This window comes from Hydrogenovibrio crunogenus, assembly GCF_004786015.1.
Lineage (GTDB): Bacteria > Pseudomonadota > Gammaproteobacteria > Thiomicrospirales > Thiomicrospiraceae > Hydrogenovibrio > Hydrogenovibrio crunogenus.
In genome coordinates, this window is record NZ_CP032096.1 from 625,519 (window position 1) to 652,172 (window position 26,654).

General features: G+C 43.5%; 23 protein-coding genes and 1 other RNA gene. 20 read left to right on the forward strand and 4 right to left on the reverse strand.

Features of this window, described 5'->3' with window-relative positions; translation table 11 throughout:
* Positions 1-74 precede the first annotated feature (74 nt).
* Positions 75-1,283 carry an IS256 family transposase gene (locus tag GHNINEIG_RS02905; protein ID WP_135796803.1) on the forward strand — a complete coding sequence of 403 codons (1,209 nt, stop codon included), beginning with the start codon at positions 75-77 and terminating at the stop codon, positions 1,281-1,283.
* 26 nt (positions 1,284-1,309) lie between these two features.
* Here GHNINEIG_RS02905 and GHNINEIG_RS02910 read toward each other — a convergent pair whose 3' ends face one another.
* Complete coding sequence (locus GHNINEIG_RS02910; protein WP_396278660.1) at positions 1,310-1,630, reverse strand: PAS domain-containing protein; 321 nt, start codon at positions 1,628-1,630, stop codon at positions 1,310-1,312.
* A 265-nt stretch (positions 1,631-1,895) separates the two neighbouring features.
* On the opposite strand from GHNINEIG_RS02910, the gene hrpB reads away from it, so the two are divergent.
* On the forward strand, positions 1,896-4,439 hold the full coding sequence (gene hrpB, locus GHNINEIG_RS02915; RefSeq protein ID WP_135795256.1) for an ATP-dependent helicase HrpB: 2,544 nt from the start codon (positions 1,896-1,898) through the stop codon (positions 4,437-4,439).
* 29 nt (positions 4,440-4,468) lie between these two features.
* On the opposite strand, the gene GHNINEIG_RS02920 is transcribed toward hrpB, so the two are convergent.
* The gene (locus tag GHNINEIG_RS02920; RefSeq protein ID WP_135795257.1) at positions 4,469-5,752 is read right to left on the reverse strand and encodes an HDOD domain-containing protein; all 1,284 of its coding nucleotides are present in this window, start codon (positions 5,750-5,752) and stop codon (positions 4,469-4,471) included.
* 226 nt (positions 5,753-5,978) lie between these two features.
* Complete coding sequence (locus GHNINEIG_RS02925; RefSeq protein ID WP_135795258.1) at positions 5,979-6,413, reverse strand: DUF3010 family protein; 435 nt, start codon at positions 6,411-6,413, stop codon at positions 5,979-5,981.
* 135 nt (positions 6,414-6,548) lie between these two features.
* On the opposite strand from GHNINEIG_RS02925, the gene GHNINEIG_RS02930 reads away from it, so the two are divergent.
* On the forward strand, positions 6,549-6,746 hold the full coding sequence (locus GHNINEIG_RS02930; protein ID WP_189636913.1) for a DUF3185 family protein: 198 nt from the start codon (positions 6,549-6,551) through the stop codon (positions 6,744-6,746).
* Positions 6,747-6,788: 42 nt separating this feature from the next.
* Here the strand turns inward: GHNINEIG_RS02930 and GHNINEIG_RS02935 are convergent, their stop codons facing one another.
* Entirely contained in the window at positions 6,789-7,304 is a 516-nt protein-coding gene (locus GHNINEIG_RS02935; protein WP_135795260.1) for a DUF2062 domain-containing protein, read from the reverse strand.
* 401 nt (positions 7,305-7,705) lie between these two features.
* Between GHNINEIG_RS02935 and rnpB the strand changes: the two genes are divergently transcribed.
* The 17 genes from rnpB (at position 7,706) to folA (ending at position 26,568) form a co-directional block, all read left to right on the forward strand.
* Positions 7,706-8,070: RNase P RNA component class A (gene rnpB, locus GHNINEIG_RS02940), an RNA gene on the forward strand.
* 438 nt (positions 8,071-8,508) lie between these two features.
* Positions 8,509-8,967 (forward strand): division/cell wall cluster transcriptional repressor MraZ, encoded by a 459-nt coding sequence (gene mraZ / locus GHNINEIG_RS02945; RefSeq protein ID WP_135795261.1) that lies wholly within the window; start codon positions 8,509-8,511, stop codon positions 8,965-8,967.
* 1 nt (position 8,968) lies between these two features.
* Positions 8,969-9,913 (forward strand): 16S rRNA (cytosine(1402)-N(4))-methyltransferase RsmH, encoded by a 945-nt coding sequence (rsmH, locus tag GHNINEIG_RS02950; protein WP_135795262.1) that lies wholly within the window; start codon positions 8,969-8,971, stop codon positions 9,911-9,913.
* 100 nt (positions 9,914-10,013) lie between these two features.
* On the forward strand, positions 10,014-11,204 hold the full coding sequence (gene ftsZ / locus GHNINEIG_RS02955; protein ID WP_135795263.1) for a cell division protein FtsZ: 1,191 nt from the start codon (positions 10,014-10,016) through the stop codon (positions 11,202-11,204).
* Between the two features lie 56 nt (positions 11,205-11,260).
* Complete coding sequence (ftsL, locus tag GHNINEIG_RS02960; RefSeq protein ID WP_135795264.1) at positions 11,261-11,617, forward strand: cell division protein FtsL; 357 nt, start codon at positions 11,261-11,263, stop codon at positions 11,615-11,617.
* Entirely contained in the window at positions 11,589-13,361 is a 1,773-nt protein-coding gene (locus GHNINEIG_RS02965; RefSeq protein WP_223260924.1) for a peptidoglycan D,D-transpeptidase FtsI family protein, read from the forward strand. The genes ftsL and GHNINEIG_RS02965 overlap by 29 nt, the downstream gene beginning before the upstream one ends.
* Positions 13,358-14,872, forward strand: coding sequence for a UDP-N-acetylmuramoyl-L-alanyl-D-glutamate--2,6-diaminopimelate ligase (locus GHNINEIG_RS02970; RefSeq protein WP_135795265.1), 1,515 nt, complete (start codon positions 13,358-13,360; stop codon positions 14,870-14,872). The genes GHNINEIG_RS02965 and GHNINEIG_RS02970 overlap by 4 nt, the downstream gene beginning before the upstream one ends.
* 13 nt (positions 14,873-14,885) lie before the next feature.
* On the forward strand, positions 14,886-16,307 hold the full coding sequence (locus GHNINEIG_RS02975; protein ID WP_135795266.1) for a UDP-N-acetylmuramoyl-tripeptide--D-alanyl-D-alanine ligase: 1,422 nt from the start codon (positions 14,886-14,888) through the stop codon (positions 16,305-16,307).
* 5 nt (positions 16,308-16,312) lie between these two features.
* Positions 16,313-17,398, forward strand: a complete 1,086-nt coding sequence (gene mraY / locus GHNINEIG_RS02980) for a phospho-N-acetylmuramoyl-pentapeptide-transferase (RefSeq protein ID WP_135795267.1) — start codon at positions 16,313-16,315, stop codon at positions 17,396-17,398.
* Positions 17,399-17,469: 71 nt separating this feature from the next.
* Complete coding sequence (gene murD, locus GHNINEIG_RS02985; RefSeq protein WP_135795268.1) at positions 17,470-18,819, forward strand: UDP-N-acetylmuramoyl-L-alanine--D-glutamate ligase; 1,350 nt, start codon at positions 17,470-17,472, stop codon at positions 18,817-18,819.
* A gap of 1 nt (position 18,820) precedes the next feature.
* A complete protein-coding gene (gene ftsW / locus GHNINEIG_RS02990; protein ID WP_135795269.1) occupies positions 18,821-19,990 on the forward strand; it encodes a putative lipid II flippase FtsW in 1,170 nt (389 codons plus the stop codon).
* The gene (murG, locus tag GHNINEIG_RS02995; RefSeq protein ID WP_135795270.1) at positions 19,987-21,054 is read left to right on the forward strand and encodes an undecaprenyldiphospho-muramoylpentapeptide beta-N-acetylglucosaminyltransferase; all 1,068 of its coding nucleotides are present in this window, start codon (positions 19,987-19,989) and stop codon (positions 21,052-21,054) included. The genes ftsW and murG overlap by 4 nt, the downstream gene beginning before the upstream one ends.
* A 25-nt stretch (positions 21,055-21,079) precedes the next feature.
* Entirely contained in the window at positions 21,080-21,883 is an 804-nt protein-coding gene (locus GHNINEIG_RS03000) for an SDR family NAD(P)-dependent oxidoreductase (protein ID WP_135795271.1), read from the forward strand.
* Between the two features lie 267 nt (positions 21,884-22,150).
* Positions 22,151-24,175: a methyl-accepting chemotaxis protein gene (locus GHNINEIG_RS03005; protein ID WP_135795272.1), complete on the forward strand. Its 2,025-nt coding sequence runs from the start codon at positions 22,151-22,153 to the stop codon at positions 24,173-24,175.
* Positions 24,176-24,366: 191 nt separating this feature from the next.
* On the forward strand, positions 24,367-25,167 hold the full coding sequence (gene lgt / locus GHNINEIG_RS03010) for a prolipoprotein diacylglyceryl transferase (RefSeq protein ID WP_135795273.1): 801 nt from the start codon (positions 24,367-24,369) through the stop codon (positions 25,165-25,167).
* Between the two features lie 43 nt (positions 25,168-25,210).
* Positions 25,211-26,044, forward strand: coding sequence for a thymidylate synthase (locus tag GHNINEIG_RS03015; protein ID WP_135795274.1), 834 nt, complete (start codon positions 25,211-25,213; stop codon positions 26,042-26,044).
* Positions 26,041-26,568, forward strand: a complete 528-nt coding sequence (gene folA, locus GHNINEIG_RS03020; protein ID WP_135795275.1) for a type 3 dihydrofolate reductase — start codon at positions 26,041-26,043, stop codon at positions 26,566-26,568. The genes GHNINEIG_RS03015 and folA overlap by 4 nt, the downstream gene beginning before the upstream one ends.
* Positions 26,569-26,654: the final 86 nt, after the last annotated feature.

Here is a 26,654-nt window from a genome sequence, read left to right on the forward strand (position 1 = left end):
GGGGGCCTGTAAACCAAATTGTGTAAACGCTCATAGTTTAAAATTCCCCGAAAAGGAAAATCACTATGAGCAACATCGACCAAGAAAAACTCAAAGCCATGGCCGCTGAGCTGGCCAAGGATATCAAAACTCAGAGCGACTTGTCTGACCTCTCAGCCAGTCTGCTTAAAATGACCGTTGAAGCCGCCCTCGGTGCTGAAATGGAAGAGCACCTGGGCTATCCCAAGCACCACAGTTCCGACAGCGACAACAGCCGAAACGGCTATTCATTTAAAACCCTCAAAGGCGACCATGGCGAAGTGGAAATCGCCATCCCTCGGGATCGCCAGAGTGAGTTTAACCCCACCATTATCAAAAAAGGCGAAACCCGCCTGACCAGCATGGATGACCAGATACTGGCGCTTTATGCCAAAGGCATGACCACCCGAGACATTGTGGCAACGTTCAAAGAGATGTATGGCGCTGATGTCTCGCCAACACTGATCTCCAAGGTCACCGAAGCGGTCATGGAAAAAGTCACCCTCTGGCGTTCTCGTCCGTTGGACGAAGTCTATCCGCTGCTGTATCTCGATGGTATTGTCATCAAGGTCCGCCAGGACAAACAGGTGGTGCGAAAAACCATGTATGTAGCGCTTGGCGTCAATACCGACGGCCAAAAAGAATGCCTGGGCCTGTGGCTGTCTGAGACCGAGTCATCCAAGTTCTGGTTGAGCGTTTTAAACGACCTTGAAGCCCGAGGCGTCAAGGACATACTGGTCGCAAGCGTTGATGGCCTGACGGGCTTTCCTGAGGCCATCAATACCGTCTACCCTCAGGCAGATGTTCAACTTTGCATTGTGCACATGGTGCGCAATTCCCTGCGTTATGTTGGCTACAAAGAGCGCAAACAGGTCGCCAACGACCTCAAACAGGTTTACCAGTCAGTGACCGAAGAAGAAGCTCTGTTGGCGCTTGAGCAGTTCGAGACCAAATGGGATGACAAATTCCCCAATATCGGTCGTTCCTGGCGCAACAACTGGGACAATGTGGCCACGCTGTTCCAGTACCCTCAGGCGATCCGCAAGGTGATCTATACGACGAATGCGATTGAATCTTTGAACTCGGTGATTCGCAAAGCCACCAAGAATCGCAAGATCTTCAGCCATGATAACTCGGCCTTTAAAATCATTTTTCTGGCCATTGAATCGGCCTCAAAAAAATGGACCATGCCGATTCGAGACTGGAAATTAGCCATGAACCAGTTTATGATTCTGCATGAAGAACGCTTGAAACCTTATGTTTGATCAACCGAGCGTTTACACAGAATTATTTACAGGCTCAAAATGGGGGTGGCGTTGGCCTTCACCCAATAATGGTCGCCGTTCTTTCGACGATTTTTTACGATTTGTGACCAAGGTTTTCCTGCTTGTAAAGTCGTCCAAAAATCTTTGAATACGGCTGCGGGAACATCAGGGTGTCTTAAGATATTATGAGGTTGTCCGACGAGGTCTTTCCATTCGAATCCACTGGCTTCGATAAAGTCTTCATTGGCTTCAATGATATTGCCGTGTAAGTCAGTCCGGGAAACGATCGTAATCCCTTCTTTTAAAGGATATTCTTTCTGTGTCACAGGGCCGTTGTTTTTGCTCATGGGTACAGTTCCTCGCTCTGATGTGCATTGGATATTGTTGTTTTCTAAATGTTTTATCAATAAAAAACGTATAAAACAAGGTGTTTTTTAGGTAAAAAGCGTACTAAATATATGGAAATAACTCTTTTAGACTGATAATAAGGCGGTTACACTTATTGATTTCAATTCATTTTGAGTTATTAATTTTTTTGATAGATTGGTATGGAATTCATTGAAAGAAGTGGATTGTTTCTATTTCTGAACATAGGTAAGTATAGTTAATCACATGAAAGAGCTTCCGGTTGAAACATTATTTCCCGAATTGCAGCAGGTTTTTCAGAAACAGAATAATCTTATTTTGCAAGCAGAACCCGGTGCGGGTAAATCAACCGCAGTGCCATTATTCTTATTGGAATCCGAGTGGTTGGCAGGACGCAAAATCATTATGCTCGAACCGCGTCGCTTGGCGGTTAAGTCGATTGCATATTATCTAGCCAGCCAATTAGGTGAGCCGGTTGGCCAGCGCATTGGCTATCAAATCCGTAATGATCGTAAAAGTTCTTCCAGTACGGTTTTAGAGATTGTAACCGAAGGGATTTTGACACGCCGGCTTCAAGCTGACCCTGAATTGAAAGACGTTGCGATGGTTATCTTTGATGAATTTCACGAGCGGTCCATTCATGCCGACCTCGCACTGACGTTTTGTTTAGAGGTGCAGTCTGCATTACGGGAGGATTTAAAGCTCTTAATCATGTCTGCCACAATGGATTTGAAACCGCTCAAGGCGTTGTTTAACCAAGTTTCGCCGCCGGTTTCTGTGCTGCAATCTTCGGGGCGAACATTTCCCGTTTCGGTCAGTTATTTACCGTCGCCTTTGAAATCCATTCACGCAACAGACTGGATACCTGTTTTAACCGGTTTGGTTGGTCGAGCGCTTGCCGAAACCGAGCAAGATATTCTGGTATTCCTGGCGGGGCAGGGAGATATTCAAAAAGTACAACGTCAATTAGAATCTTCTTTGTCAAAAGAAGTGGTGATACGAGCGCTTTACGGTAGCTTAAAGCAGGAAGAGCAGGAGTTAGCTTTGGTTCCAGATGTTCAAGGGCGTCGAAAGGTTGTTTTATCAACCAATTTAGCTGAAACCAGTTTGACGATTGAAGGGATTGGTGCCGTGGTGGATTCCGGTTTTACGCGTAAAGCACTCTATGATGTTTCTAGTGGTATGACGACGTTGACGACCCAGCGTATTTCTCAAGCTTCTGCGGAGCAACGCAAAGGGCGAGCAGGGCGTTTATTTTCAGGGCATTGTTACCGTCTTTGGACTGAATCTCAGCAGGCTCAGTTGTTGCCTTTTGATGATCCTGAGATTGTCCAGAGTGATTTATCTGACCTGTGTCTAGAATTGGCACACTGGGGGGTGTCTGCGCCGGCAGAGTTGATGTGGTTAACGCCTCTCCCTATGCCGCATTATGAAGCGGCAAAAACACTGTTAATTTCTTTGGGGTTGTTATCGGAATCAGGCGCGGTAACTGAGTTAGGTCAGAAAAGCATGACGTTAGGACTGCCCTCTCGGTTAGCCAAAATGTTATTGGTGGCGGAACAGGTCACGACATTGGATCAAGAAACTGCCCAATCACTTGCTTGTGACCTGGCTGGGGTTTTAGCAGAAAGAGATGTGCTGTCTTTTTCTGAAGGAACGGATTTAGTAAAGCGCTTATTGGCTCTGCAAGCTTACAGGCAAGATCGAAACCAAGCTAAGCAAGAGTATGCCATTCAAGTGTCGGCGATGGAGCAAGCTTTAAGGAATGCCAAAAGCTGGCATCAAAAATTAGGGCAGGGGAAAATCAAGGCTTTATCGTTAACAGAGTTGCAATTGAATGTAGGTGCCTTGGTTGCGATGGCATATCCTGATCGTTTGGCGCAAAAACGAAAAGGTCAGGGCGCTCGTTACCTGATGCGCAATGGAAAAGGGGTTTGTTTGAGAGAGGAAGATGCACTGCAGTCGTCACCTTGGCTGGCGGTTGCATCGGTAGATGGTCGGCGTCGAGAAGGACAGGTTTATTTAGCAGCACCGATTACACCCGAGGTGGTCACAAGTTTGTTTGCTGAACAGATTGAGCAAAAGAAAGAGTATTTCTTTGATGAAAATAAAAAAGAGATTTTTGGACGGGAGCAGACATGTTTAGGAAAATTGTTGCTGAACGAAAGCACCTTGTCAGAACCGGATCAGGAAGCAATTCAATCGTGTTTGATGGCAGCGATTAAAAAAGATTTAAGTTTGTTGCCGTGGCATTCTAAAACGGTGGCATGGTTAAATCGTGTGCGTTGGCTCTCGCAATACCGTGAAGAGTTTCCTGATTTTAGCCAGGCCTGGCTAAAATCAAACCTGACTACTTGGCTACTGCCTTATTTAAGTGATGTTTCCAGTGTGAAGGCGCTACAAAAATTAGATTTATTTGCGTTATTGCAGGCACAACTGTCCTATGATTTTCAGCAGGATTTAGAGCAACAAGCCCCCCGTTATTATAAAACCCCCTCGCAAAAATTGATTCCGATTGACTACGAAGGACACCCGAAGGTTTCAGTGATCTTACAAGAAGTTTTTGGGGAATTAAGTTCTCCAAGATTGGCTTGGAATCAGATACCGTTGACTTTTGAACTGCTATCTCCTGCTCGAAGGCCCATTCAGGTGACGAGTGATTTAGCGAACTTTTGGCAGACGTCTTATTTTGAAGTGAAAAAAGAAATGAAAGGTCGTTACCCGAAACATCGTTGGCCAGATGAGCCCTTAGCCGAAAAAGCCGGCGCTTCCATGAAGCCGAGAACCTGATTTGGAATGTTTTTGAATTTAAATAGGCTTTAAATGCGAGTGATTTTGGCTGCCTTATGCCCTGTGGTAATGACCATGGTATAGGCCGCTTTGACGTCAACTTGATTGATGGTGAGGTGTGATAAAGCATAATCGCGCGATTGCTTTAATTCTTCACTGACATAGGTTTGCCCCATTGCAGAACAGGCGACAAAGTCGCTGAGCATCATCAGTAATGCCATGTCACAGATTTTACTATGCGTTTGTTTGATTTCGGGCGTGATGTGACGAGAATGATGCAACAAGATACCTTTGTAGATTTCCGGAATCATGCCCCAGTTTTTGGCTATCACCACACCCGCTTCACTGTGTGACGTGTCGAACAGTTCAAGTTCTTGTTTGCGTGCGGCATAAGGCTTGGATAAAGACCTTAAGAAAATCGGTTTATAGCCAATCGGATCGATTTTCGAGAGGAAGACCGCTCCGATGTTTTGTAACAGCCCTCCTAAATAGGCTTCTGAGCGAGAAATGCCTTCAACACTTTCTGATAATTCTGCCGCAGCTAAGGCGGCATTCATGCCGTGCATCATAATGGCATTTTCCAAAGGACTGTTATTGTGTTGGCGAACTAAAATCGCTGAACAAAATAAATCAAATACATTATCAAGACCAATCAGGTTCAGAATGGTCCGTACTTTCATTAACTGGTCAATGGATTTTTTAGGGTATGCTTCTCGCGCGATTTTGATAAATTCTGCCAGGGTCTCAGGGCTTTTCTTAATTAAATCTTCCACTCTGGATAAATTCGGATTGGGAGCATACAGCTCTTCTTTAACCAATAATAATTCAGGTGGCAGATGGTACACATACACTTTTCGGAGCAGTTCAATCGCTGTGTTGATCCGGTTCTCAAGGTGCACGGAAATGGGCGCTTTTTCTGTACCACAAGTATCACTTAACAGGTTTTCAATATCTTGTTTGCCTAAGGTCAAGTCTTCATGCATTGGCAGGGAGTGCTCCGGCATATTTACAATGCGCGCGCCATAAAAATGATGACCGTTCTTTTTGCGGTAAGAACTGATCACTATCGCATCAATTTTATATGGCTCTCCTTTGGCTCCGGAGATTTGTACATTTGAAAAAATCTTTCCGCTGCTGATGTTGGGTGCAGGTTCCTCAGTGGCAAAAGAAATTCCTCCTAGTGAAATATCATAGCCATTGAATGGCGTGTCATTCAAAATGATCTTGAAATTACGACGGTAGCGAGGATGTTGGCGCTTTTCTTCTATTGTGTTTTCCGGTGGGGTTGAATTGTTTTTTTTGTTAAAAGCCATAAATGATATTTCAATAAGGGGTTACTTTAGTGGACTATTTTAACGAGTCTTAAGAAAAAACTGTGCCTATCTGCTTGTTATTATTGTTAAAAAAATTGATGATTTAATTGGAAAAACTTATTATGGGCTGTAAGTGTTTGTTATATAAGGAGATATTAAGATTTAAAATAAAAGGAAAACTATTTTTTCTTTTATTTTAAATAAGTTAGCGAAATTTTAAGACGAATTACCATTCGTACTGATCGGCAATATAGGCAAAAGCGGTCATAAATGCCGGTTCTTGAAACTTTTTAAGCCCGGTTTCTGAAAAAGAGATGGGGAGCGGATATTTTTTTAAAGCGACTTTTTGAGTGGCTGCGTTTAACAGGGTTGTTTTTAAGTTTGGAATTAATTGTAAAGCAGCTTCCAGTTTAAAGCCGTTTGCGCCACCGGCAAATTTCCCTTTTTTTTGTCGAGCTCGAATAACCACTTGGTCAACCTGATAATCTTCAACCAGTTTTGAAAATGTTTTTTGAAAATATTTCAAATCTTCCGCTCTGTCCGGGTTTGGACATTGAATTCGTCGTGCGCGGCATTCTGGTAAATTAAATATTTCAGCTTCAAATTTGATTAAGCTGATAATGGCATCATTTCCGCTTAACTCTACTCCACAGACCGTCATGGTTGACTCCTAAATAGTTTTAATAAAAGAATTATCGCAGTTCATCGCGCTGTCGTGTGAACAGTTTTACTTTTTGTTGAGGTTTGCACTCATATCGATAGAATGAAAGTCGTATATTTCACAGGAGCGATGAATGTGTCTAGAAATTTATTAAGTTTTATTTTGATTGGCTTAGGAATATTGTTGCTGATTTGGGGAATTCAAGCGTCGGATTCATTTAGTTCTCAGGTTTCTGAGGTATTTACTGGCACCAGTAGTGATAAAGCCATGTCTTTAATGATCGTAGGAATGGTCAGTTTAATCGCAGGGTTTTATTTGAGATTTCGAAACTAAGTAATCAAGCCGTGTCAGTATGATTGGCGAGTATATAGTGGCTTAGCCGTCAGATTTAAAAAGCTTTTTGAAAAAAGAGAAATGAAAGTGCGCAATGACAAGATAGAATAGACTGCCGATAATTGTTCCTAACACCAAATTGCCTAAGAAGAAGGGCTGCCATATGTATGGAAAAATTTGATCAAACCATTCTAATGAAGCGATTGGGATATGTGGATCGATGGCCGCTAGTTCAGGTGTATTCAGAAGCCAGGTTCCAAAACGATAACCGCCATACCAAATAAATCCCATAGTCAGAGGATTGGTAATCCACGCCAATGCTGTCGCCAAAGGGATATTTGCACGAGCATAATAGGCAAGGATTGACCCCAATACCATTTGAAATGGTATTGGCAGCATCATGCAAAAAGCTCCGATAAAGCCGGCTCTTGCAAATGATTTTCGATCGCCAAACCAATAAACATTGTCTTTAAAACGAGGAAAGTACCTGTTTAGAAACGGGGATGCTTTGGTTTTTCGGCCAATTTTATGGATTTGGAGTTTGAGATAGCGGAACATGGTTTTATTCTATCAGGCTTCAACCCTATTAAGGGGGATAAAATAAGTACTAAAGTCTGTAGCAGAAAGAAAAGAAGGTGTTATAGGTTAAATAAAATAAATGTGGCAGTGGTTGTCAGAGCAAATAGAAATAGAGACGGTTTATAAATCGATAGTTGTGGCTTTTTATCTTCACTGTGATTTTTAGTCATCATATCCATTGATTCATTCGCTCTTTTAATTTTGACGAAAAGGCATCCTATCAGAGCGATTGTAGGTTTCAAAATTAGAGGTTTTTATGCTGTCATAGGAACTTTGTTAGCGTTTGCTTGAGAAGGAATGCATTTTTTGTATCTTATTTTGATTTTCAGAGCGTTTTAATCAGTGGACTTTTGTTCGACTCTCGGGTAAAGTTTGCATCGCAAGAAGGTTGGACAGTCGCGAGATTTTCTCGAGGAAAGTCCGGGCACTATAGAGCAGAATGCCAGCTAACGGCTGGGCGGTGGAAGCCGACGGAAAGTGCAGCAGAGAGTAGACCGCCAATTTGATTGGTAAGGGTGAAAGGGTGCGGTAAGAGCGCACCGCGCAGCGGGCAACCGTTTGTGGCAAGGTAAACCCCATTCAGTGCAAGACCAAATAGGAAAACGTGTTCGAGCTTTGCTTGAACAAGGTGCGGCTCGTACCTGGTTTTCGGGTAGGTTGCTTGAGGGAAGTAGCGATGCTTCTCCTAGATGAATGATTGTCACCAGCAATGGTACAGAACCCGGCTTATAGATCTTCTTGCACTTTTTATTTCTTGTTTAAGAACAAATCCTCATCTTTTTTCCCTAAAAAACCACTTTTTTGGTTTTTTTTCAAAAAAATCCCCACTTTTCTCCCTTTAAATGAGTTTGATGTTTAAGAATTGCTTATTTAGTATGCATCTTGTTGTTTTTATTCTATATGTTGTGTTTTCGGTTAAAAACCAGAGTGACAGCTTTCCTTGTTTTATATTTGAATGCTTTATTTTTTATACTTAATTTTAATTATTATTTTTGCTTATAACTTGTTGAAAATTAAAGCTTAAGTAGTGACTCTTTCGAAGAGTTTTGAAAGCAGGTGTGCGCGCTAAGTTGTTGGTCTGTAAAAAGAAATTCATAATTCAATCTGTAAATACGCTTGACAGGGGTATCAAAGTTCAATATAGTGGCGACAAGTGGTGCAAAGTGGCGAAAAGTGGAAATAAATGTTGTTCTTTCGTGGGATCAATTCAATCAATATGGATGCAAAGGGGCGTTTGGCTATTCCCAAACGCTACCGTGAGTCTATTGCAGACGCAAGTGAGAACCAGCTTGTCGCCACAATTGATCTGCATAGCCCTTGCCTGTTGATATATACCATGGATGAGTGGGAAGTGATTGAACGTAAATTAATGTCACTCCCTAATATGGATCCCCAAGCACGACTCGTTCAGCGACTATTGTTAGGGCATGCTTCTGAAATGGAGATGGATGGGCAAGGACGAGTGTTGCTGCCCAGCTTGCTTCGAGAGCATGCCAAGCTTGAAAAAGAAGCCATTTTGTTAGGACAAGGGAATAAGTTTGAACTGTGGTCTCAAGAAGCGTGGGATGCAAGTCGACCTGAAATGTTGGATTCGGCTTCAGTCGGGAATGTCTCGGAATCTCTGTCGAGTTTGAGTTTGTAATATGTCTGAGATAGAGCAAACGGGGCAGTCAAATCACTACCCTGTGATGTTGTCAGAATCTGTTGCAGGGCTGAATATTGATCCGAATGGGATTTATGTGGATTGTACTTTTGGGCGAGGCGGACACAGTCGCGCTATTTTGAATGAACTGGGTGAGCAAGGGCGATTGCTTGCGATCGATCAGGATCCGGAAGCCATACGGTATGCGGATGCGAATTTTGATGACCCGAGATTTGAAATTCAGCATGGAAGTTTTGAGGCACTGCAACAGTATTGTGAGGCAAGAGATTGGGTCGGAAAGATTGACGGAATTTTAATTGATTTAGGGGTGTCTTCCCCTCAATTGGATGAAGCTGAGCGAGGGTTCAGTTTTATGCGTTCAGGGCCTTTGGATATGCGCATGAATCCTCAAACAGGTCTTAGTGCAAAAGAGTGGTTGGCGCAAGTCGATGAAAAAACTCTGGCGCAAGTGCTTAAACAATATGGAGAAGAACGGTTTTCAGGGCGAATTGCTCGACATATAAAAGAAGCAGTACAAGAACAAAAATTGCAAACGACGTTAGATTTAGCGCAGGTCGTTACGAAAGCTTCGCCGAAAACTGAAAAACATAAACATCCAGCGACACGCACTTTTCAGGCAATTCGAATTGCAGTAAATCGTGAGTTGGATGTGTTGAAGACCGTTTTGGAAGCATCGGTTGCGGTACTGAAAACCGGGGGGCGACTCTCGGTGATTAGTTTTCACTCTTTAGAAGACCGTATTGTGAAGCAATTTATTCGCGATCAATCGCGTATCAAAGACTTGTTTCCAGACTCACCGATTCAGTTAGAAGTTATTGAACCGGTGATTAAAAAGGTTGGCAAACCCGTTTTTCCTTCGAAAGAAGAGTGCCAAGAAAATCCGCGATCGCGAAGTGCTGTACTGAGAATCGCGGAAAGAATTTAAACAAGCGCTGCATAAAGCAGCTCTGATAAACAGAATTTGTTTGTTCGAATATTGAGCAAATAAATGTAGGTAACATTGTGTTGATTAAGGGGAGTATCACATGAAGTTTAATTTACAGGAAACCATTTCTGCAGACGCGGGCATGCCAAAGATCAAGGTTGTTGGTCTCGGTGGCGGCGGCGGAAATGCTGTTGATTACATGGTGCGTTCAGAAGTTGAAGGCGTTGATTTTATTTGTGCAAATACCGATGTACAAGCACTGAAGAATTCTACGGTTGAAACATGTATTCAGCTGGGTGCTAACGGTTTGGGCGCAGGCGCGGATCCTGAAAAAGGGATGGAAGCGGCTAAAGAAAATATTGAACAGGTTAAAGAGGCGCTTAAAGGCGCGGACATGGTTTTTATCACGGCTGGAATGGGCGGTGGAACAGGAACCGGTTCTGCCCCCGTTGTTGCACAGGCAGCACGTGAAATGGGCATCCTGACGGTAGGGGTTGTCAGTCGTCCATTTGGTTTTGAGCGTCGAGCTAAAATTGCTGAAGCAGGTATTCAGCAACTAGCTGAGAATGTTGACTCATTGATTACGGTTCCGAATGATAAACTGTTAAAAGTATTGGGGCGTGATTTTGTTTTAGCCAAAGCATTCGACTATGCAAATGAAGTTCTTCACGGAGCCGTTCAGGGTATTTCTGAGCTGGTCACTCGACCAGGGATGATTAACGTTGACTTTGAGGATTTACGTACAGTCATGTCTGAACGTGGCGTTGCCATGATGGGTGTGGGGCACTCTTCTGGTGAAGATCGCGCAATTAAAGCGGCTGAGAAGGCCATTGCAAACCCTTTGTTGGAAGATATTTCTGTGTCGGGTGCAAAAGGTCTATTGGTTAACATTACATCGGGACTTGATTTCACGTTGGGTGAATTTAACGAAGTTGGTGATGTGATTGATCAAGTCGCTTCAGAAGATGCCAAAGTCATTATTGGAACATCTATCGATGAATCTATGACGGATGAAATTCGTGTCACAGTGGTGGCAACGGGTTTGTCGGAAGTCGGTGGTGCAAAACGTCCTGAGGTAGTTAAGCCTAATCTGCAAGCTGTTGAAGCCAGTAAGGCAGAAGAGAAAGTGGAAGCTGAGAAGGTGGCTTCAAGCTCAAATACTTCAGCGGAAAAGTCTTCACCAGAAGTTGTTCGTCCAAAAATGGTCGTAAACGGTGGTGTGACAGGTAGTGTCGACTCAAGTTCTAACTATCTCGATATTCCTGCTTTTTTACGTCGACAAGTCGATTAATTACTTGTCAGTACGGTGATGACTGAATGTTTTATTTAGTCATTCTGGACTAGCATATGGCAGTGCAAAAACTCCCTAAACTCGGTCAGTTTAAACAATTTAACTGGCAAGGTTTCTTTGCACTCCTTTTGCTGGCTCTTGTCTTTATTTCTCTGATATCCATCATCCAAGTTCAACACCAAGTTCGTCATTTAGAAACGCAATATGCCAATGCATTGAAGCAGGAAGTGATTTTAAATGAAGAGCACGGCAAGCTAACATTAGAAAAACATCATTTAACCGCTTTAGCACGGGTAGAGCATATTGCTAGAACACAGTTAAATATGACGCTAGACAAGACACCAGAAAATTTGAATTCTCAAACCATTATTTTGGAAAAACTTGATGCAGCCTCAGCAGAATCCGAAGACTAATAGAGATTCGTTGATCTTCGCGTTGATCGTGATGTTGTTCATTGCCATTTTTGCCAAAGCATTTCACGTCCAAATTATAGAGTCTGACTTTCTTCAAGATGAAGGCAATAAACGTCAAATAAGAAGTTTAGAAATTCCTGCTCCTCGAGGAGAAATTCTTGATCGAAATGGAAATGTCCTGGCGTTAAGCACTCCAATAGACTCTATTTGGGTGGATCCTAAAATTCTATCTTTCTATTTAGATTCTCAGCAACAAAAGCAGAAAACCAATCTGGATAAACTGAGTGTCAGCGACTATAGCAAACGGCAAGCATTAATTGAAGAGAAAAAACAAGCCTATCAAACAATGTTGTCATTGCTTGGTGTTTCGGCCAGAAGTTTTACTCCCCAGGTTTTGGCGAAAAAAAATCGTCGCTTTTTGTATGTGAAACGCGGTGTTTTGCCTGAGTTGACTGCCAAGATTGAAGCACTGGATGTACCTGGGCTTTACGTCCAAAACCAATATAAACGATATTATCCTGCAGGCGAAGTGGTCGGACATTTAATTGGTTACACCAATATTGATGACGTTGGGATTGCGGGGATAGAAAAGACATATGAAGACTGGTTGTCTGGGGTTGCAGGGAAAAAACAAGTCATCAAAGACCGTGCAGGAAGGGTGGTGGAGTTTGTAAAAGATATTCACCCTGCTGAACCGGGTAAGCCTATTACTTTGAGTATTGATAAAGATATACAGTTTTTTCTTTACCATGCCTTAAAAAAAAGCTTTATTAAGCATCAAGCCAGCTCGATTATGTCGGTTATTTTAAATGCTAAAACTGGGGAAGTTTTAGCGATGGTGTCCTTGCCTGCGTTTAACCCGAATGATCGTAGTCAATTGAAAGGCGCGCGTTTAAGAAATCGTGTTATTTCAGATCGTATTGAGCCAGGGTCAACAGTCAAGCCTTTTATTATGGCAAAGGCATTGGATTTGAACCTGATTCATTTGACTGACAAGATTCACACCTCACCCGGATCGATTCATATTCAAGGGCAACGTATCACGGATACTCGAAATCATGGTACATTGACGCCGGCGGAAGTGATCAAGTTTTCCAGTAATGTGGGCGCTACCAAAATTGCTTTGAAAATGACGCCAAATGATGAATGGCAAATGTATCATGATGTGGGGTTTGGACAAGACTTGGGCCTGTTCTTGCCAGGAGAGACTTTGGGGTTTTTACGTCCTGCGAACGAATGGCAGACCATTGACCAGGCTTCAGCTTCGTTTGGTTATGGCTTTAATATTAATTTGATGCAGTTGGCACATGCCTATATGATTTTTGCCAACCAAGGTCGTATCAAACCTTTAAGTTTGTTAAAACTGAATGATGTACCTGAAGGTCATCAAGTGGTTTCGAAGGAAGCGGCAGAAGCTGTGCTTGAGATGATGGAAAAAGTAGTTGGGCGTAATGGAACCGCACCTCAAGCTAAAATTGAAGGGTACCGCATTGCCGGCAAGACCGGTACGGTTCATCGAACCAAAATAGGGGGGTATGAGCAGAATAAATACATTGCCCTGTTTGCGGGCATGGTGCCTGTTTCAAATCCAAAATATATTATGGTAACCGCCGTCAACGAGCCAAGCCGAGGAATCTATTATGGTGGTAAAGTCGCGGCGCCAATTTTTAAAGAAGTCATGGAAGAAGTCTTGCGTTTAAAAAATGTTGCGCCTGATGAGAGGATAGAGGATGACCGTAAATGAAACAGTTGACTGATATCCTGACTTTTTTTCAAGTACCTGAATCGGTAGTGGCAAGCGGTATGACTGATGTAGGTGTTTCGGCATTAACGATCGATTCTCGCCAAGTTGAGAGAGGCACTGCCTTTATTGCATTGCAAGGTGGCCAATCTCATGGAATGGCTTATGCTGGACAGGCAATTAAACAAGGTGCGAGTTGTATTCTGACGGATCGGGCAGGCCTGGTAGAATTTAATCACTCTCACCAACAAGCCCTGAATAAGATGTGCCCTGTTATTGAGATAGAGTCACTGGCTCAACAATTGGCGACCTTTGCTAAATGGTTCTACGACGCTCCAAGTGAGCGCGTTAAAGTGATTGGCGTAACGGGCACCAATGGCAAAACATCAAGCAGTCACTACATTGCCCAGATGTTGACCGCGTTAAATCAAAAAGTTGCGTTGCTGGGAACGTTGGGTAATGGCTGGTTCGGAAATTTGCACCCCAGCATAAACACCACCGTTGATGTGGTGATGCTGAATCATTTGCTGAATGGCTTTGCTGAAGAGCAAGCGGACTATGTGGTAATGGAAGTCTCCTCTCACGCCATTGAGCTAGGGCGAATTAAAGGAATTGATTTTGATGTGCTTGCGATGACCCAAGTGACACGAGACCATCTAGATTTTCATAAAACGGAAGAAGCTTATCAGGCGGCAAAGAAAAAACTATTTTTAAATTACTCTGGTCGGTCTCATGTCATTAATGTCGATGATAAGGTGGGGCAAGCATTATTGCGAGAGTTGCCGTCTAAAGATACGATCGTAACGTATTCTCAAAAAACGGTACAGGCCGATATCGCCTGCTTAGATAGTCATCTGGACACTTGCGGAATACAAGGGACTTTCAGAGTGAAAGGTACTTCTATTCCTTTTGAGGTACCTTTAATGGGGCAGTTTAATCTAGAGAATGTGTTATGTGCCGTTTCTGTGATGGTAGCCTGTGGTTTAACGGAGCACCAGATAGAAAAGTCATTACTGTCTGTTAAAGCGGTGATAGGTCGAATGGAGCTGTTAACTCAGTCAGGGACACCTTCGGTACTGGTTGATTATGCACATACGCCAGATGCGTTGGAAGTGGTTTTAAATGCAGTGCGACATCATGTTTCAGATAAAAAAACAACTTTATGGCTGGTGTTTGGTTGTGGAGGCGATCGCGATACGGGGAAACGCCCTTTAATGGGTAAAGTCGCAGAAACTTACGCAGATAAAGTGGTGCTGACTGATGATAACCCTCGAACAGAATTGCCGGAAGCGATTATGGCGGATATTAAAAAGGGAATGCAGCGCCCTGCACAAGTCATTCATAGTCGTCCAGAAGCGATTGCCTATGCAATTAAACAGGCATCAGAGCAAGATGTGGTGGTTATCGCCGGTAAGGGGCATGAAGAGTATCAGGAAATCCAAGGGAAGCGCTGGCCAATGAGTGACCAGAAGATCGTTAAAGATCTTTTGTCTGTAAAGATAAGCAAGGGTTGATAAGGATAATACGATGACATGGAATTTAGCCGATCTTGTTGAGGCCGTAAACGGCGTGTTGGCGGGTGAGTTATTGGGGGATGAGCCGGTTGTTTTTACATCGGTGAGTACGGATACGCGCACGCTAAAATCAGGCGCATTGTATATCGCAATTAAAGGCGAGCACTTTGATGGGCATGCTTTTATCGGAGAAGCGGTTCGCCAAGGTGCGGTTGCGGTTTTAATCTCTGAGCCGATGGAAACCGTTGTGCCTGCGGTTTTAGTGGATGATACGCGCATTGCCTTTGGTCAGTTTGCCGCCTGGCATCGCCAACAAATGCCGTTAAAAGGATTGGTTGGGGTCACCGGGTCAAACGGTAAAACGACTACAAAAGCACTGCTTGCACATATATTATCCAAGCAGACTCAGGTTCTCTCAACGCAAGGGAATTTCAATAATGATTATGGTTTGCCTCGTACCTTATTAGAATTATCAACATCGGATGATTATGCTGTAATCGAAATGGGGGCTAACCATGTCCGAGAGATTGCCTACCTCACGCAGCTTGCTAAGCCGGATGTTGCCGTCATTACATTGGCAGCGGGCGCCCACCTGGAAGGGTTTGGTTCTTTGGAAGGCGTGATTGAAACCAAAGGTGAAATTTTGGACGGTGTTTGCGAAGGCGGCAAGGCTGTTTTAAACACGGATTCTCCCGGGTTTGATTATTGGGTCGAAAAAAGCCAACAGTTAGGGTTGTCCATCCTCACATTTGGGCAAGCGCGCTTTGCAAATGTGCAAGTGACCAATTTTAAACAAACAGAAAACCAAATAAGGTTTACGCTTGATTTGAATTGGCAGGCAGTACGTCAATCAAAAGATGTGACCATGCCTGTTTTAGGGATTCATAATGCCATGAATGCAGCCGCAGCAACCGCAGCTTGCCTAGCATTAGGCTTGTCTTGGTCTGATATTTACCCAGGCCTGGTCGATTTTGATGGGGTTGCAGGACGGCTACAGCAGTCGAAATTGCCGAATGGGATTTTGATTGATGACAGTTATAACGCGAATCCTTCTTCCGTCAAAGCTGCGATTGATGCGCTGGTTCAGTTACCTGGTTCTTCAGCCGTTTGTTTGGGAAGCATGGCTGAGCTTGGCACTGAGTCTGAAGCTTTGCATCAAGAGGTTGCTGCTTTTGCCAAGGAGAGAGGGGTAAATCATTTGCTACTGTTCGGTGAAGCAACTCAATGCATGCAATCTGTTTTTGGAGAAGGGGCTAAGTGGTTTGATTCGCACGACGCCTTGGCCCAAGAGGTCATGGATTTAATCCAGCAAAATAAAATACAAAATTTACTCGTGAAAGGCTCCCGTTCAGCAAAAATGGAACAGGTCAGTCAAAAAGTGTTAGCCGCATTGGAAGCGAGCTCTTCCACCAGTCATCAAAATAAGCAAGGATAAATGGTATGCTGATTTATTTAACCGATTACCTCTCACAATATATTTCCGGCTTTAGTGTTTTTAATTATATTACGATGCGTACCATTATGAGTGTGCTGACCGCACTGCTTATTTCCTTTGTGATTGGCCCGCGCGTGATTCGATGGTTGATTCGCTTAAAAGTTGGTCAAAGTATTCGTTTGGATGGACCGGAAACACATCTGATTAAAACCGGAACGCCAACGATGGGCGGCGTCATGATTTTGTTTTCGGTTTCCATCGCCATTTTACTTTGGGGTAACTTAACCAATCATTATCTATTGATTGCCACCCTCACCATGCTTGGGTTTGGAGTGATTGGGTTTGTAGATGATTATAAAAAAGTGGTGTACAAAGACCCGAACGGCATGCGTTCTCGTACCAAGTTCTTTTGGCAGTCGGTTGTGGGTTTGGTAGCGGCTTTCACGCTGTATTCTTTGGCAAAAGTGCCAGCGGAAACTCAGTTGTTGATTCCCTATATGAAAGATACCTTTATCTATTTAGGTGCCTGGACGGTTGTTTTGGCTTACTTCGTTATCGTGGGTACTTCGAATGCGGTCAATCTCACCGACGGTTTGGATGGTTTGGCGATTATGCCGACAGTGATGGTGGCGGGTGCATTGGGGGTGTTTGCTTATATGACTGGGCATTTATACTTTTCAGACTATTTACAAATTCCTTATATTCCTGGGGTGGGAGAGTTGGCTATTTTTTGTGCCGCTCTGGTCGGAGCCGGTTTAGGGTTCTTATGGTTTAATGCCCATCCCGCACAGGTGTTTATGGGAGATGTCGGCTCTCTTGCAATCGGTGCGGCTTTAGGTGTGGTGGCTGTAGCCGTGCGTCAAGAATTGGTGTTGTTTATTATGGGAGGCATTTTTGTTGCTGAAACCTTATCTGTCATTTTACAAGTAGGCTCTTATAAGTTTCGAAATGGAAAACGTATCTTTTTGATGGCACCATTGCATCATCATTTTGAGCAAAAAGGATGGCATGAATCGCAAGTCATCGTACGTTTCTGGATCATCACCATCTTATTGGTGTTGATTGGATTAGCCAGCTTAAAAATTCGATGATGAAAGCTGAGTAGAAACATTTAAAAAGTTGCATAGAACAACGAAGTTCAATAAAGAAAAGGATTGTCGAAGTGTATCTCGTTGCAGGATTAGGATTAACCGGTCAGAGTGTTTTAAATTATTTTGCCAGCCAGGGAGAGGCTTGTTATGCTCTGGACACGCGTCCTGAGTTTGATACGTCAGAGCTGGAAAAGGCTTATCCTGATGTTGAGTTTGCGACGGGAACCCTACCGACGCAATGGTGTGGGAAAATCGATTCTATTGTTTTGAGTCCGGGGATTCCCAAGTCTGAACCTTGGGTGAAGTTCTGTATTAACCAAGGCACTGAGGTGATTGGTGATATTGAACTGTTTGCTCGAGCAGCAGGTAAGCCCATTGTGGCGATTACCGGTTCTAATGGGAAAAGTACGGTTACGACTTTGGTTGCGGAAGTCCTAAAAGAGGCCGGTTATGTCGTGGGTGTCGGTGGAAATATAGGCTGTCCCGCGTTGGATTTATTAACTCATCAAACCGAGTTCGACGTTTATGTTTTGGAGTTATCGAGCTTTCAATTGGAAACAACCTACTCCTTACAAACGATTGCGGCTACTGTGCTTAATATTTCAGAAGACCACATGGATCGTTATCTTGCTCTTGAAGATTATATTCAAGCCAAAATGACAATTTTAAATAACACCGAACTGGCTGTGCTGCCACTGGATTTTGAACGTGTCGGAATTGCTCGGCCAGGCGATGAAGTTCGATTCGGATTGAATTATGCTGAAGCGCTTCCTCCTAAAGAATATGGGATCGTGATGAAAAACGGCCAGGCCTGGCTGGGGTGGGAAAGCCATGCGTCGGTTCCGGTGACGGCCATGGCTCAACAAGGTCTTCATCATCAGTTAAACGCTTTAGCGATGATGGCGTTATGTCGGCCATTTGAATTACCAGATACTGTATTTGAAAAAGTTCTTAAAGCCTTTAAAGGTCTACCGCATCGAACGCAAGTTGTGTTGGAGCAAGAAGGCATTTGTTGGGTTAATGACTCCAAAGGAACCAATGTGGGAGCAACTGTCACCGCCATCGAATCAATTAAGGAAACACTTGAAGGTCAAGTGATTTTGATTGCAGGGGGCGTGGGTAAAGATGCCGATTTTAAAGAATTGGGTCAAACCGTTTCCCAGTCATGTGGACAAGCAATTTTGTTCGGTCAGGATAAGGCGGTCATCGCGCAACAGCTTCCAAAGGATAAAGTACAACTAGTGGACACTTTATCAGAGGCTGTCTTGTTAGCTAAAACCATCGCAAAACCTGGAGATGCTGTTTTGTTTTCACCCGCTTGTGCAAGTTTTGATCAATTTAAAAATTATATCGACAGAGGAAATGCCTTCGAGGCTCTAGTGCAAGAGTTCATTGCCGATGAAGTTGGAGGCAAAAGCTAATATGCCGATACGTGATTGGCGCCAACACAGTCAAAGCTGGTCAATTGATTATTGGCTGATAGGCACGCTGGCGATTTTGATTACACTTGGGTTGACGATGGTTGCTTCCAGTTCAATCGCGATCAGTGAAAAGCGTTTTGGTGATCCGACACATTATTTATTAAGACAAATGTTTTCGATGGGGTTGGGGATTGTAGCGGCCTACATTGTGCTGAACATTCCCCTTTCCTTTTGGCGAAAACATCGAGGACAATTATTTATTGTCGGACTGATTTTATTGGTAATGGTCTTGATCTTCGGGCGTGAGATCAACGGGAGTAAACGCTGGTTACCACTCGTGGTAATGAACTTTCAGGTATCGGAATTTATGAAAATTGCGGTGGTTGTTTTCATGGCGGGCTACCTAGATCGCCATGCCACGGCAGTACGAGAAAGTTTTGAGGCCGTTATCCGGCTGGCGTTGCCGTTTGGGGTCATGGCAATTCTGCTGCTATTAGAACCTGATTTCGGTAGTACGTTTGTTATTGCCGTTATTATTACAGGGATGTTGTTGATTGCCGGAGCTCCTTGGCGCTTTTTTGTGATGACGGTGTTGCCGATTGCAACCTTATTGGTGATGATGGTCATTACTTCTCCATATCGTATGGCGAGGGTAACCAACTTTTTGGATCCCTGGTCTGACCCGTTCGGTCATGGGTATCAGTTGACACAAGCCTTGATTGCTTCCGGAAGAGGAGAGTGGTTCGGTGTGGGTATCGGTGAAAGTGTACAAAAGCTTTTGTATTTACCCGATGCGCATACTGATTTTCTATTTTCAATCTACGCTGAAGAATATGGATTGATTGGGGTCGCTTTCTTAGCATTATTGTATTTAACTTTGCTGTATCGCTGTTTTAGAATAGGGCGCAAAGCCTTTAACCAAACCAATTACTTTGGCGGGTTAATTGCCTATGGTGTCGGGATTTGGATTGTGCTGCAAGCTATGATTAACATGGGAGTCAATCTAGGGCTTTTCCCAACCAAAGGGTTAACTCTGCCTTTTATGAGTTATGGTGGGTCCAGTGTCTTAATGTTGTTTATTGGTGTCGCGATGGTGTTAAGAGTTGATCAGGAAACGCGACAAGCGGCTCTGGAAGATCGCATTGATGAAAGTGGACAAACTAAACGATGAAAAAAATTTTGATTATGGCGGGCGGAACGGGAGGCCATGTATTCCCGGGATTAGCATTAGCAGAAGCATTGGCTGACAAGCAAGTCAAAACGGTTTGGTTGGGAACGCATAATGGCATGGAAAAACAATGGGTGGATGCCGCTAAGATTCCTTTTTATGCCATTTCAATTTCGGGTCTACGGGGAAATGGATTGCTCGGCTGGTTAAAAGCGCCTTTCAATGTGTTTAAAGCTTGGAGACAAGCACGAAACATTATCCGACAAGAGGCGCCTGACTTGGTGTTAGGCATGGGTGGATTTGTGTGTGGCCCAGGTGGGTTGGCCGCTCTGTCCTCAAAAAAACCGCTCGTTCTTCATGAACAAAATGCGATACCCGGTTTGACCAATAAGTTATTGGCACCTTTTGCTAAAAAAGTCATTTGTGCCTTTCCTCAAAGCAATATAAAAGGTCCACAGGTGGAGGTGATTGGAAACCCTGTCAGAAGTGGATTAGAAACCCTTTCCGTTGTAAAGGCCCATTCCCCCCGACAGTTATTGGTATTGGGTGGCAGTCGAGGCGCCTTGGCGTTAAATGAAACACTACCGAAAGCGTTGTCATTGTTGCCAACGGAACAACGCCCTCAGGTGATTCATCAGACCGGACAAAAAACACTTCAACAAGCTTTGTCGAGTTATGAAGCTGCAAATGTTGCCGCAGATGTTGTGCCATTTATTGATGATATGGTTTCGGCTTATCAGCAGGCAGATTTGGTTGTGTGTCGTTCAGGCGCTTTGACGGTTTCAGAGTTGATGGCTGCCGCTCGGCCAGCCATTTTAGTGCCGTTCCCTTATGCGGTGGATGACCATCAGACGGCCAATGCGCAGGCCTTGGTGGACTTGCATGGTGGAGAAGTTCTTCAGCAAGCCGATATGACTCCGGAATTGCTGGCAGAAAGACTGCAATTTTGGCTGGCAGGTCATCAATGTGAAACCGCTTCACGCTCTATCCGGGCATCGGCTCCTCACTCGGCAAAAGAAAAAATTGTGGACGTCTTGTTAACACTGTCTACTCCGTCCTCCCATTGAATGAAATGAATGAGTTAGAGATTTTATGCAAACAACATCCCCTAAGTTTCCAGATTTAAATGGACGACGCATTTTAATCACCGGTGCGTCCAGCGGCATTGGTGCGGGAATGGCTTCCGTTTTAGCGCAAGCAGGGTGTCGCTTGGTTTTACATTACAATCGTAATGAGGTCGGCATTGAAAAAACTTACCAGACAGTGACGGAATTAGGTGCGGAAGCTCAAGTTCTGCCGTGTGACTTTAAACAGTTAGATTCACTCCCCAGCTTTTTTAACCAGGCCTGGCAGGTTTTTGAGGGACTTGATGGGTTGGTGAATAATGCCGGTATTATCACTAAATCGCTCAGTTTGAATGATAAGGCAGGGCAGCAATTTAACGACACCATTGCGGTGAATTTACAAGCCCCCTATTTACTGAGCACGCATTTTGCCGATGCTTGCAAACAGATCAAACAAAAAGGTGTCATTGTTAATAACAGTAGCATTCATGGACAGGCAACATGTGAATGGTTTGCTGCGTATGCTGCATCTAAAGCCGGGTTGGATGCAATGATGAAAGTCCATGCAGTTGAATGGGGGCAATATAATATTCGTGTCAATAGTTTGGCACCCGGTGTTGTTCCGGTTGAAAGGACGTTTGATATTTTGTACCAGCCTGCCATGGAAAAGAAATGGGTCGATGCTATGCCGGCTGGACGCTACGGTACTGTTGAAGATATGGGAATGGCAACGGCGTTTTTATTGTCTGATGCTGCGGAATGGATGACAGGATCGGTTTTGACAATGGATGGTGGGTTGATTGCCCGTGGGCATTATCCTTACCGTGATTAAAAATTTAGCGGTATTTTTTACCGGTTTTTTGACAGAGGATAGAACGCCACTTTAACCTGAGATTCATTATGGCTTTAATTCAACCACTTTTAGAGTGGTTTTTTTGTGTAAGCTAACCCTTTAATGCCGCAGGCCTGGCTGGTTTTTAGGGTGAACCGACCTTTAGTCAAAGGAATTGGCAGGATGCTTATTTTTAAAGAATTGTTACTGCTGGCATTGAGTTTGCTTGATGTTGCATAATCTAACTGTTTCAAAGATGGAATTTGCATGGAAAAGTTTCTACAAAAATTGACTATAAAACAAAAGATGCGCTTCGGTTTCGGCGTAATCTGGACGGTTTTGGCAATCATTACCATACAAGCGGCAGTCAATCTGTTTATTGTGCGAGAAAACGTCAAGGAAGTGGTGGAAGTTAAACAGCCAATTGCCTTGCAAGCGAATGAAATGGCCAATGTGCTTGAAAAAAGTATGAATGCGTTGAGCATGTATATGCTGACGAATGACCCAGAAAACCTAAAGTCTTATGCAAAAGGCATTGAAACTTCCGAAGAGATACTGGCTAAACTGAATTCGAAAATCAGTGCGAATCAATCAAAAGAAGATGCTGCAGTTTTAGATCGTATTCTGAAAGATTTGTCTCAGCTACCGACGTTTATTGAACAAGTTAAAGTTTTGCAGTCAGACCGGAGCAAGAAGTTTCCTGCTTTTGAGTTCGTCAATCGCGAAATGATGCCGTCTGCGATTCTTATTCAACAGCAAATTGGGTTAATGATCGATTCAGAATTAGTGGATTTGAATTCTCAGCGTAAGCCGATTCTTGATGCGTTACTGAACCTACAAAAAGATTGGTTGAATGTTTTAAGTGGTTTAAGAGGCTATGTCGCTTTTCGAAATGAATCCATGGCCGCAGATACAGAAAATTATTTAAATGCCGTTGAAAGAGGGCTGGAGTATCTGGCAACGCAATCTCAGTTTGAGCTGACGCTTGAAGAAGAGGACGGTGTTGAGAAAACGCGGGCAGCGTATGAAAGATACCGTGAAAATTTCATGGCGCTTAAACGTATTCATCAAGGGCCTAAGTGGCGTATGGATACCTGGTTGATGGAAAATAAAATCAAACCATTATTCAATTCTCTTGAAACGGATTTAGAGCACATTTCTGAAAGTTCTGTGACAGAAATGCAAGAAACCAGTCAGGATGTGGTTGACAGCACACTGCGTAACTTAATTTTACTGTTAAGCTTATCAGTATTTGGTCAACTGATTGGTATGGTTATTTCTCGTAAGGTGACTAACTCAGTGGTGAAACCGGTCATTCGTTCTGCAAACGCGATGAAAGACATTGCCTATGGTGAAGGGGATTTGACTCGTCGTTTACATGCAGACGGAAAAGATGAGCTGGCAGATCTTGCCCGTTACTTTAACGAGTTTATCAGCAAGATTCAGTCGACCCTGAGAGAAGTGACGGAAACCGTGAGTGAACTTGAAGTGTCCTCTCGTGGATTGCTAGAAGTGACCCATGAAACCAAGGAAGGGGTAGAGCAACAATTGGAAGCCTCACAGCGACTCAGCCGCTCAATGATCACCATGTCAGAAAAAGCCAAAAGCGTTGAAGATCATTCTCATAATACTTCACGTGCAACTGATCAAGCGGCAGAGCGCGTTAAAGAAGGAGGTGAAGTCGTTCAAGGCGCGGCGCAAAATATTCGCAACATTTCTGATGGTATGGAGAAAATCACCCAAGCCGTTATGCAGTTGAACGATGACAGCCAAACCATTAGTACGGTCATTAATGTGATTCGTGAAATTGCTGAACAGACCAATTTACTGGCTCTGAACGCGGCGATTGAAGCCGCTCGTGCTGGTGAGCACGGCCGTGGTTTTGCGGTGGTTGCAGATGAGGTTCGAGGTCTAGCGCAACGTACTCAGGAATCGACCGTTCAGATTGAACGTGTGATTGAAAAAATTCGTAAAGCGACACATGAAACGGTGAAAGTGGTTGAAGTGGGACGTGAAACCACTCAGGCCGGCTATGACTCGGTCATGAAAGTTGAACGGGTATTGAGTCCAGTTGTTATTTTAATGGATGATATCAATAAAATGAGCTCAGAAATGCTGACCTCGGCTCAATCTCAAACTGGCTTGGCCGTTGAAGTGAACGAACACATTAACCAGATTCACGGTGTGACTCAAAAAACGGTAGAAGGCGCTGGTAATACGGAATCCTCAAGTAACCGTTTACAGCAGTTGGCCGATAAGCTGGATAGACTGGTTCACCAATTTAAAATTTAATCTGGCAATACAGACGCAGTTTCAAAGCGTTTTATTAAAAAGGCTTAACCTCTTCAGTTAAATGGAAAGAGGTTAGGCCTTTTTTGTATTTAGAGATCATATCTGGTTTTTTGAACCATGGGGTGAGGCGACTGGTCTTTTATGGTCACAACCGGTATGATTGAATCCATTTTGAAAAGAGTTGATTTTTTATGTGGACTTACCCTGAAATTGATCCGGTTGCTTTAACGCTTGGCCCCTTGCAAATCCATTGGTATGGTTTGATGTATTTAGCAGGGTTTGCTTTTTTCTGGGGGTATGGAAGCTACAAAGCTAAGTTCTCAGATCACTGGACAGCCGAGCGCGTGGGAGATTTTCTTTTCTATGGCGCATTGGGAGTCATTCTTGGTGGGCGGATCGGTTATATTCTTTTTTATGATCTGGCACATTATATTGCAGAACCATTAGACGTTTTCCAGGTTTGGAAAGGGGGAATGGCTTTTCATGGTGGATTGATTGGCGTAATGGTTGCGATGTGGCTCTTTGCACGTAAGATGCAGGTTCCTATGTTGGTCGTGGCAGATTTTGTTGCACCGATGGTTCCAGTCGGATTGTTTTTTGGGCGTATCGGCAATTTTATTAATGGAGAGTTATGGGGGAAAGTGACGGACTCTTCATTAGGGATGAAAGTGTATGATCCAACCTTGAATATGGTTGTGAGTAAATATCCGACACAACTGTTGGAAGCTCTGTTAGAAGGGGTTATTTTATTTATCATATTAATGTTTTACTCTCGGTCTCCCCGTCCTTTAGGCGCCACATCTGGCTTATTTATTGCCCTGTATGGCCTATTCCGCTTTTATGTTGAATTTTTCCGTTTACCAGATCCACAGTTAGGGTATTTGTTGTGGGGATGGGTAACAATGGGGCAACTCTTATCGTTACCGATGATTTTAGCTGGCTTTGCCATAGTGATTTGGGCCTATCGTAACAACCGAGTAATGGCTCCTTAACTGATTAACTGCTTTACATGGCTTGAAGAATAATGAGGTCTCAATGAAACAATATCTTGAATTACTGAAACATATTACTGAAAACGGTGTCGCAAAAGGGGATCGTACCGGTACAGGAACACGCTCGGTTTTTGGGTATCAGATGCGTTTTAATTTAGAAGAAGGGTTTCCTTTGGTGACCACTAAAAAACTTCACCTAAAATCCATTGTGTACGAACTGCTTTGGTTTTTGAAGGGGGACACCAATAATCAGTACTTAAAAGAGCATGGTGTGCGAATTTGGGATGAATGGGCGACTGAAAACGGTGACCTGGGGCCTATTTACGGCAAGCAGTGGGTGGCATGGGAAAAGCCTAATGGTGAAACCATTAACCAGATTGAAGAGGTGATTCAGACATTAAAAAATAACCCGAATAGCCGTCGTATGTTGGTATCAGCTTGGAATCCTGCGGACTTACCCGATGAATCCATGAGTCCGCAAGACAATGTTAAGCAAGGCAGAATGGCGCTGGCAACTTGTCATGCTTTCTTTCAGTTTTATGTTGCCAATGGCAAGTTATCTTGTCAGCTTTACCAGCGCAGTGCAGATACATTTTTAGGGGTGCCATTCAATATTGCCAGTTATGCATTGCTAACGCATATGATCGCACAGCAAACAGATTTAGACGTAGGGGAGTTTGTTTGGACAGGGGGCGATGTTCATTTGTATAACAACACACTGGAGCAAGCTGAATTACAGATGTCTCGCACCCCTTATGCATTACCAAAGTTAAAAATCAAACGAAAGCCTTCTTCGATTTTTGAATATGAATTTGATGACTTTGAAATTGAAGGATATGAATCTCACCCACACATTAAAGCGGTGGTTTCGGTATGAGTGTTGCTTTAAAAGAGATCACTAAAGGCATGAATATTGCAATGATTGCGGCGATGGATAAAAACCGGATTATTGGAGCTGATAATGATATGCCATGGCATTTGCCGGATGATTTGAAGTTTTTCAAAGCGAACACAGTTAATAAACCTGTGATTATGGGACGAAAAACCTTTGAATCAATTGGCTCTAAACCACTACCCAAACGACGTAATTTGATTATTACGCGTAATGTGGATTATGCAGTAAGCGGTGCGGAAGTGTTTCACACTGTAGAGGAGGCCTTACATAGCTGTAAGTCGGAGGCAGAAATTATCATTATGGGTGGAGGGCAATTGTATGCACAAATGATGCCCTTCGCTAATAAGTTGTATGTGACTTTAGTGGATGTAGAGGTTACGGGGGATACAGTATTTCCTGAATGGTTGGCAAGTGAGTGGCAGGAAGTGAGTAAGGAACGACATGATAAAGATGAACGTCATGCCTATGCTTTTGAATTTATAACATTAATTCGAAAAACACCTTAACTTATTCAAGTATAAGTAAACCATTTTATAAATCATCTTCCTTTTTAGTATAAGTAGAATCAATCAAGTAAATGCTCGCTATTGCA

Coding starts and splice junctions, on each gene's coding strand:
- GHNINEIG_RS02910 (WP_396278660.1), bottom strand. CDS start 1,630: ATGAGCAAAAACAACGGCCCTGTGACACAGAAAGAATATCCTTTAAAA.
- hrpB (WP_135795256.1), top strand. CDS start 1,896: ATGAAAGAGCTTCCGGTTGAAACATTATTTCCCGAATTGCAGCAGGTT.
- GHNINEIG_RS02920 (WP_135795257.1), bottom strand. CDS start 5,752: ATGGCTTTTAACAAAAAAAACAATTCAACCCCACCGGAAAACACAATA.
- GHNINEIG_RS02925 (WP_135795258.1), bottom strand. CDS start 6,413: ATGACGGTCTGTGGAGTAGAGTTAAGCGGAAATGATGCCATTATCAGC.
- GHNINEIG_RS02935 (WP_135795260.1), bottom strand. CDS start 7,304: ATGTTCCGCTATCTCAAACTCCAAATCCATAAAATTGGCCGAAAAACC.
- mraZ (WP_135795261.1), top strand. CDS start 8,509: ATGTTGTTCTTTCGTGGGATCAATTCAATCAATATGGATGCAAAGGGG.
- rsmH (WP_135795262.1), top strand. CDS start 8,969: ATGTCTGAGATAGAGCAAACGGGGCAGTCAAATCACTACCCTGTGATG.
- ftsZ (WP_135795263.1), top strand. CDS start 10,014: ATGAAGTTTAATTTACAGGAAACCATTTCTGCAGACGCGGGCATGCCA.
- ftsL (WP_135795264.1), top strand. CDS start 11,261: ATGGCAGTGCAAAAACTCCCTAAACTCGGTCAGTTTAAACAATTTAAC.
- GHNINEIG_RS02965 (WP_223260924.1), top strand. CDS start 11,589: ATGCAGCCTCAGCAGAATCCGAAGACTAATAGAGATTCGTTGATCTTC.
- GHNINEIG_RS02970 (WP_135795265.1), top strand. CDS start 13,358: ATGAAACAGTTGACTGATATCCTGACTTTTTTTCAAGTACCTGAATCG.
- GHNINEIG_RS02975 (WP_135795266.1), top strand. CDS start 14,886: ATGACATGGAATTTAGCCGATCTTGTTGAGGCCGTAAACGGCGTGTTG.
- mraY (WP_135795267.1), top strand. CDS start 16,313: ATGCTGATTTATTTAACCGATTACCTCTCACAATATATTTCCGGCTTT.
- ftsW (WP_135795269.1), top strand. CDS start 18,821: ATGCCGATACGTGATTGGCGCCAACACAGTCAAAGCTGGTCAATTGAT.
- murG (WP_135795270.1), top strand. CDS start 19,987: ATGAAAAAAATTTTGATTATGGCGGGCGGAACGGGAGGCCATGTATTC.
- GHNINEIG_RS03000 (WP_135795271.1), top strand. CDS start 21,080: ATGCAAACAACATCCCCTAAGTTTCCAGATTTAAATGGACGACGCATT.
- GHNINEIG_RS03005 (WP_135795272.1), top strand. CDS start 22,151: ATGGAAAAGTTTCTACAAAAATTGACTATAAAACAAAAGATGCGCTTC.
- lgt (WP_135795273.1), top strand. CDS start 24,367: ATGTGGACTTACCCTGAAATTGATCCGGTTGCTTTAACGCTTGGCCCC.
- GHNINEIG_RS03015 (WP_135795274.1), top strand. CDS start 25,211: ATGAAACAATATCTTGAATTACTGAAACATATTACTGAAAACGGTGTC.
- folA (WP_135795275.1), top strand. CDS start 26,041: ATGAGTGTTGCTTTAAAAGAGATCACTAAAGGCATGAATATTGCAATG.